The sequence below is a fragment of the Psittacicella gerlachiana genome (assembly GCF_003585965.1).
GTDB lineage: Bacteria > Pseudomonadota > Gammaproteobacteria > Enterobacterales > Psittacicellaceae > Psittacicella > Psittacicella gerlachiana.
This window is the reverse complement of the sequence record NZ_NRJF01000073.1, coordinates 1-7644: the sequence shown is the minus strand read 5'-3', so window position 1 is coordinate 7644 and position 7644 is coordinate 1. Positions and strand designations below refer to the sequence as shown.

3 protein-coding genes and 1 other RNA gene are annotated in these 7644 nt (G+C 35.9%); all 4 read left to right on the top strand.

Going from position 1 to position 7644, the window contains the following annotated elements:
* The first annotated feature begins 377 nt into the window (after window positions 1-377).
* On the top strand, window positions 378-2693 hold the full coding sequence (locus tag CKF59_RS03025) for a cation:proton antiporter domain-containing protein (protein WP_222985537.1): 2316 nt from the start codon (window positions 378-380) through the stop codon (window positions 2691-2693).
* A gap of 83 nt (window positions 2694-2776) precedes the next feature.
* An RNA gene (gene rnpB / locus CKF59_RS03020) (RNase P RNA component class A) lies at window positions 2777-3114 on the top strand.
* Window positions 3115-3380: 266 nt separating this feature from the next.
* Complete coding sequence (locus tag CKF59_RS03015) at window positions 3381-4943, top strand: hypothetical protein (RefSeq protein ID WP_119534508.1); 1563 nt, start codon at window positions 3381-3383, stop codon at window positions 4941-4943.
* A gap of 122 nt (window positions 4944-5065) precedes the next feature.
* Window positions 5066-7576, top strand: a complete 2511-nt coding sequence (locus CKF59_RS03010) for a hypothetical protein (protein WP_119534507.1) — start codon at window positions 5066-5068, stop codon at window positions 7574-7576.
* The last annotated feature ends 68 nt before the right edge of the window (window positions 7577-7644 follow it).

The window sequence follows — 7644 nt, the reverse complement described above, 5'->3', positions numbered from 1 at the left end:
AATAGTTCTTTCTTAGAAAGTGCATATATGTAAGGAGAGTTCATTTGCATATACTTTTATCTCACATTAGTAAAATGGTTTACTATTGAAGTTAGTTCAATGGATAAGGTTAAAAGTTTATTTAAGTTGCTGAGATTATTTAAAAATCTATTGCTTCTTAAGTAAATTTTTTTAACGGCTATTTTACAGATGTTATTCAGCATCTAGCGCTCAAGGTTACAGCCTTGGCGGTGCGGTGACAATCCAACAAGGTGTGTGATTTTGTAGTGTTTAGATCTTGAACTAAATGTATAAACATATAAACACAAACAAGATAAGGATACATTACATAAATGCACCATGATACTCCTCTGATTAGTATTATCGCGATAGGTTTTATGCTAGCGTACATTTTTGGTATGATAGCTCATCGCTTAAAACTATCACCAATTATCGGTTACTTATTTGCCGGAATTCTTTTAGGTCCAAATGTTAGCTTTGTCTATAATGCCGATTTAGAGTTAGCTAACCAAATTTCAGAAGTAGGGGTTATTCTTCTGATGTTCGGAGTGGGGTTACACTTCTCGGTAAAGGATCTAAATGAAGTAAAATATATTGCAATTCCAGGAGCTATAGCTCAGGTATTAGGTACGATTGCCGTGGTTGCCATTGTCGGTCATTTCTTTGGTCTCAGTTGGTTCCAAGCAGCAATTTTTGGTTTATGTTTATCAGTTGCATCTACAGTAGTGTTATTACGTGCTTTAAATGATAATAACATTACGCAAACGCCGCGAGGAAAAATAGCTATAGGTTGGCTAATTGTAGAAGATCTACTAACGGTTGTAGTTCTTGTGGTATTACCAACTATGAGCTTTATGAACTCAGGTGAAGGTTTTGATATGGGTGCTTTCGGAATGAATTTATTCTGGACCGGTGTCAAATTTGCAGCCTTTGTCTTTGTGATGTTTTTCTTTGGGGGCAAAATTATTCCAGCTGCCATTTATCGTTCAGCAGCAACTGGTTCATCAGAACTCTTTACTCTAGCAACTCTTGCAATTTCTTTAGGGATTGCTTATATTGCCGTAGAAGTATTTAATGTGTCTTACGCATTAGGTGCATTCTTTGCAGGGATGATTCTTAATGGTTCAGAATTATCTCACCGTGCAGCAGATAATACCTTACCATTACGTGATGCTTTTGGAGTGTTATTCTTCGTAGCTGTAGGGATGTTATTTAACTATAGTGTTATCTTAACTAACCCATTAGGCGTAGTTGCTACAGCTCTAGTAATTGTTGTAGTTAAATCTTTAGTTGCTTATGTGTTAATCCGTGCTATGGGTAAATCCAATCGTACGGCTTTAACTATTTCCGTATCTCTTGCTCAAATCGGTGAGTTCTCATTTATCCTTGCTGGTTTAGCAGTAGGTTATGGTTACTTAGATAATGGACAAAAAGATTTAATTTTAGCGGGAGCGATTATTAGTATTATTTTAAACCCATTCTTATTCTTAGCAATGGAGAAATTCTTAAAATGGTACGACAATCGTGTTCGTGTTGGTTTAGAAGCTCATACCAGTGGTACACCTGTAGCTCAAGTTGAAGCTACACCTGATATTACTTGGGAAGCTCCAGAAAAAACTACCGAAAAAGCTAAAGCAACAGTTCACGAGGGAGAACAAAATTTAGCGAATCCAGATGTTGAAATTATTTCAGGTGCTTCATCAGTAATTCCTCTTTCAGAAGAAGAGTTTGAAAAAGCAATTGAAGATGATCATGGCTTTACAAATAATCAAGTTCTCATGAGCAAGCATACAATTGTAGTAGGCTACTCATCAATTGGTAAAGCAATCGTTGATCGTTTAAATAAAGCAGCTATTCCTGTAGTTGTAATTACAAATAATCTTGATGAGTTCTACGAAACTAACCGTGTAGGGGTGCATGCTATTTTTGGTGATTTCAAAAATATTGCCCACTTTGAAGAAGCAAACATTAAAGAAGCTCGTGCAGTTATCTTTACTTGCGAAAATATCTTCGAAATTGGCTACACCGTAGATAAAATTTTCACGAGCCATCCTGAATTATTTATTAATGCTAACTTCAGCGTTTCTGCAATTGCAAGTTACGATGATGAAGTTGAGTTCTTAGAGCAACACCATGTTACGGATATTATTAACTTACGTGATATGGCTTCATTAGTACTTTATACAGCTTCTGTTAAAGATCATAATGCAACCTTCTCTGAAAAAGAAGATGAAGAAGGTTACACTTTAACTTTAGAAGTTGATAAAGAAAAGGTACAAGCTAAATTAGCAAAACGTGAAGCTCTAGCTGCTAAAGCTCAGGTTTTAGTAGATGAAAAGGTTGCTAAAGAAAAAGCGAAAGCAGAAAAAGAAGCTGCTAAGGAAGCAGAACGCTTAGCTGCTCAAGCTGAAAAAGAAGCGGAAGAAGCTGCGAAAGAAGCTAAAGCTAAGGCTGAAGATGAAACTAAAGCCGCTCAAGCTCAAGAGCAAGCTGATAAAGCTCAGGAAGCAGCAACGCAAGCACAAGAAGCTGCGGCTCAAGCTCAAGAAAAAGCTCAAGCTGCAGGAGAAAAAGCACAAGAGAAAGTTGAACAAGCAACACTTGTAAAAGAACAAGTAGAGCAAGGAAAACAAGAAGCTCTTGAAGCTCTTCAAGAAAGTGCTAAAGAAAATAACGAAGATAAACAAAAATAATTAGTTTTTCTTCAGAAGGTGACTATCATTTGGTAGTCACTTTTTTTGTATTCTCTTGAGCTTTATGTTATACTTAACACCGCTAAGCATAGTCCGAGTAATCGCTTGTAGCAATATAAGAGGAAAGTCCGGACTCCAATGGGCAAAGTGCCAGGTAACGCCTGGGGAGTGCAAGCTCACGACAAGTGCAACAGAAAGCAAACCGCCTTGTAAAAGGTAAGGGTGAAACGGTGAGGTAAGAGCTCACCAGACAGTCAGTAATGATTGTGCTAGGTAAACTCCACTTGGAGCAAGATCAAATAGGTGTTCATATAGCTTGCCCATAGCTGAACACGGGTAGATCGCTTGAAGCTAACAGTGATGTTAGTTCTAGATAAATGATTACATAAAACAGAATCCGGCTTACGGGACAGCTTAGAACTAATTTAGATTAAAGGTCTTGAGAAAACTCTCAAGACCTTTATTATTACCTGAAAATTTATTTCTAAGTGAGCTTGAGGTTTTTTAAGAGAGCATTGAGCTCTTTAAAAGAGTCTAGAGTTCTTTAAGAGGACTTTAGCTTCTCTGACTTTTTCTCGGCAATAGCTATAGTTTTTTCGCAAAGTAAATGCCTAAAGTGCTAAAATATAAAGGCTTAGTTTATTATTCAGAGTTTTTTATTTAAAGCATAAATTTACAATTTATTTCATGGTTACAGAAACAGGTCTTATTAGTCGCTTAATCCTCTTTTTTCTCGTGATTTTTGGGATTATCACGATTATTAGCGTACTAATATTTAATCCTTATTATTCAGGGATTACCTATACGACGAGTTTATATAACAGTCAGAGTTCGTTTTGGACTTTACTTACCGGCATTGCCGACTTAAATTTTTTTAATTTTGGACGCTTTGGTTATGTAGTGCCGTTCTTTTTGACTTTCTTTCATCTTATTTTTCTCTTTCAACGAACTCGTAAAGGGTTTAATTGGCTGGGATGGTTAGGTTTTATTCTCGGGACAGGGATAGCTTTTAGTGGAATAGGTTTACTTTATACTTATCTAGGCTCAAATAAGCATCTATTATTTAATATTTATGATGTAGGTGGCTTTTTTGCGACCTTAATTAATTATTTCTTTCCGCAGGGCATAGGTTTTATTATTGGGATTCTTGTGACCTTATTTGGTGCATTTTTAATGTTCCAATGTATGATCAAACGTTTACTCTTAGATTACTATTCATTCTTACATCAAGGGAATAGTAACTCTAATAATCTAGAAGAATATCAAAATAATACGATTAACTCTTCAATTCTTGCCGAATCCCAAAGATTACAAGAAGAACGTGAAAGGGTTAATGTAGATAACTCCTATCCTTTTTATTATTTACCTAGTGAAAACATAAAAACTAAAGAAGCCCAATTAAAGCAAGAGTTAAATGGGATTGCAAGTTTGGTAATGGCATATGGTAAGTTGCCTTCCTTAACTAAGGCTCAACAACAAACCTGTGCTTATCTCGAACGTTTATACGATAACAAGTATGAAAAACTAATGTTAGTACAAAAGCATTTAAGCACTCAATCCTTTTTTGCTTTATTACGTCGAGCTTTAGTTTCCGGATATACTCCAAAAATTCAAGAACTAGAGTTACCAAAAGCTCAAGAATCTCGAGTGCAAATAGATTCTTTAATTCCTCAAGGCAAGGAAGAGCAATACTTTACTCTCAATTATGCTATTCCTGAGGAAGAGGCGAGCAAGCCGATTACTTTACTTGAAGATCAAGTAGTAAGTGTACTTGAGGAGAATTATGAGTCAGAATCGATTTCTCAAGATAAGCTAGATTCAACCTCTTTAGATGCATTATTTGAAACAGAAGTTGCAAGTTCGCAAAAAGAGCAAGAGGGGGAACAAAATCTAGCTCATTTTCAAGTTGAGCTAGATACATCCTCTAGTAACCTTGCAACAATAAATGATTCTCTAGTTTCAGAAGCAACTGTTTTAGAAGAGGTTAGAGCTTCAGAAGCTCCTATAGCTTCAATAGAGTCTCCTGAATCTACTTTGGTAGCTGCAGAGTCTACAATTCCTGTAGAGCCAGCAGGAAGAAAGTCAAGAAAATTATCCAAAGCAGATAATTCTCACGCCGGTTACTTTCAAGTTGATTATAAGCAAAATTCATTGGCAAGTAAAAAGCAAGATCTTGCTAAAAAACAAGCCGAGCTTGAACGCTTAAAAGCTTTAAAAGAACAGCAACAAAAATCTAAGCCATCTTTGTAGTCAAGATGGCCTTTTTTATAGGGTAAAAACCCAATTATTCCAAGTATTTATCAGGGTTTAATATATAATATAATAAGGAAATTTCCTTTGAATATTCTTAAAGTCTTTATAGTGACATAGATATGAAAAAAGACTCATCACTTAATGAATTATTATCTTTAGATAAAGATAAGTCACAAAACTCAAATCAAGGGTTTTGGGCAAAATTATTTGGTAAAAAACCAGCTTTAACAGAGACTCAAGTTAAAGCTAAAGAACAAGATTTTACCGAGCTTTTTAAGCAAGAAACAACAACGCAAGTAGATGATATTAATCTAGAACCAAAGACAAAATCACAAAATGATCTTGATCTAGCAACGACTTCGAGTTCTATTGATTTAGATCACTTAGCTTATGGTAAAAACGAAGAGGTGGCAAAAAAGACTTCAGAGAAACTGTGGCAAGAAGATGAGCTAAACTCAAGTGCGGAACTCGAACTCCAAGAGCAGGAGTATCCAGCACAAGAGCAGTCTTTAAGTTCAGATCCTTTTGCTCGTATTAAACATGAAACAGAAATCTTAGCGAGTTTAGAAGCCGCAGAGAGTAAGTTAGATGATTTAGAACATCTTTTTACTGCTAGCAATCGCACTCATGCTCGAGGGCAAAATGATTTATTTGCGGAAGAAGATTCACAGTTTGCACATAATCACAATTTAACTTCAGAACTGGATCTCTTCCCTGAGCAAAAACCAACTATAGGGCAAGAGCAAGAACGAGAAGCAACTACAGAGTTAGTGCAAGAGCCAAGCTTAGAGAATGAAGTTGATTTTGCACAGAATTTAGAAACAAGTTCTGCTTTTACACCCACTACAACCTCTGAGTTTATTGAAGCAAATACCGACAATGACCTCTTAAAAAACATAGTTGCTGATATTAAAAATGGTACGGTAGCTACAGATTTTGAGTCAAGCTTAGAAGAACAAGAGGAGGTAGAGCCTGTTGATGATTTTTTTGCTCAAGCTGAAGCACAAACTCTTGCAACCCAAACCCTAGAAGAAACCTCGGATCTCGCTGTAGTTGAGCCAAACCCAAGTTTAGGGGGAACTCTAAGTGAACCTGTACAGGAAGAGGTAACTAGTTTTCAAGAAAGCTTAGCTGAGCAACCTAGTTTTTATGATAGTTTAGAGCAAACTAATTATAAGCAAAATCGCATTAAACCTCGTTTTGCTGACAATAAACAGCAACTTTTTCAAACTCAAGTTGTAGGAAACCAACAGAATCTGTTTTTTGTTCATATTCCTACTTTGAGATTTGATGAAGACTTTAGTGTAGATTTACCTTTAGCAAATAAGTCGGTATCAGTAGAACAAGCTTTAACTCACTTTAGTGGTCCTGATTTTACTCAAATGCAGGCAAAAATGTTTACGGATAAAGAAGGGAAAGGAATTCCTGAAAATCTCGTAGCTTTAACGGATGCTGCTTTGAGTATTGTAAATACTTCACGAATTAAAAAAGCAAATAAATTTTTTAATGCGGATTTAAGTTTACGTCAAAATGAACTACGTAAAAGTTTTGAGGGTAGAGCTATAGACTTACCTCAAGTTAGGGCAGATAGCGAACTAGTTCTGTGGTCAACAAGGCAAAAGTTTCCTGCAAAAAACACTAGTAAACGTAATCATAGCGAAAAAGTTGTAGCTATGAGGATTCGTCATGCTTATGATGGGGAGTTTTTCCATCTTTTAGCTTTAGGAATCTTACCTCAGCCTCGTTTAAGTCGTGAAGAATTACTAAAAATCTTTTTAGAAACGGAAATGATTGCGGTACAAGATATCGAAAAACTCCGTACTCGTTTAGCTAAAGAAGAAAGAACAGACAAACTTATAGACTTAAATCCAGGGCTAGTACGTTTAACCGCTCAAGCATGGTTTCAAAATAATACTGCGGATTTAAAATTTACCAATCAAGTATTTGTGAGTGGTAAAGAGAAATTAGTTGCTCCAAGAACTAAAGCTTTCTACCAAAACTTATTGAGTTTAGAGCAAATTCGTAAAATCTCTTCAAGTAAGGTTGTTTCTAAAGAATTAACTGAAAGTGAAGTTCAAGCAAGTCTTGAAGCACAAAAAATTGTGTCGACCCAAGAAGTAAAAGCTTCTCCAAGCACTTTAGAAACTAAAGGTACAGAGGCTGAGAAAAGTAACAAAGGCGTAGTAATTCCTCCTCCGAGCTTTATTTTAGCTCAAGAGTATAAACCTAAAATTATTGCTGCTCCGCAAATAGTTACAATGCAACCTCATGAGATTAGAGTTATAGGAGAGGTAGGACCTCAGGTACAACTGCAACCTGAACAAGAAGCCCAAGAGGAAAATCTTAGCAATCAAAGCTTAGAAATTCCGGTATTTAATGAAACTAAAGTGGAAAATTCTGATTCAGAAGGAGAAAAATCTACAGTGAATCTAGCTCAAGAGCAAGAGGCTGATTTATTTTCTTTTGATATGCCAATTATTGACGGTCAGAATTTCCAAGCTCAAGAGCAAGTAGCTACTGCAGAAGAGGTGGTGAAGCAGGAAGCAAATGATGAAGAATTTGCTTTTATTGATTTCCGTGGGCAATTAGATGGAAATTTCAATATGCCATCTGTAGACAATAAAAAATAATAACTTTTTCTCTGTTAGCCTTAGGGCTAACAGAGGAACTCTTTCTGGTCATTTTATCTAAAGCTTTA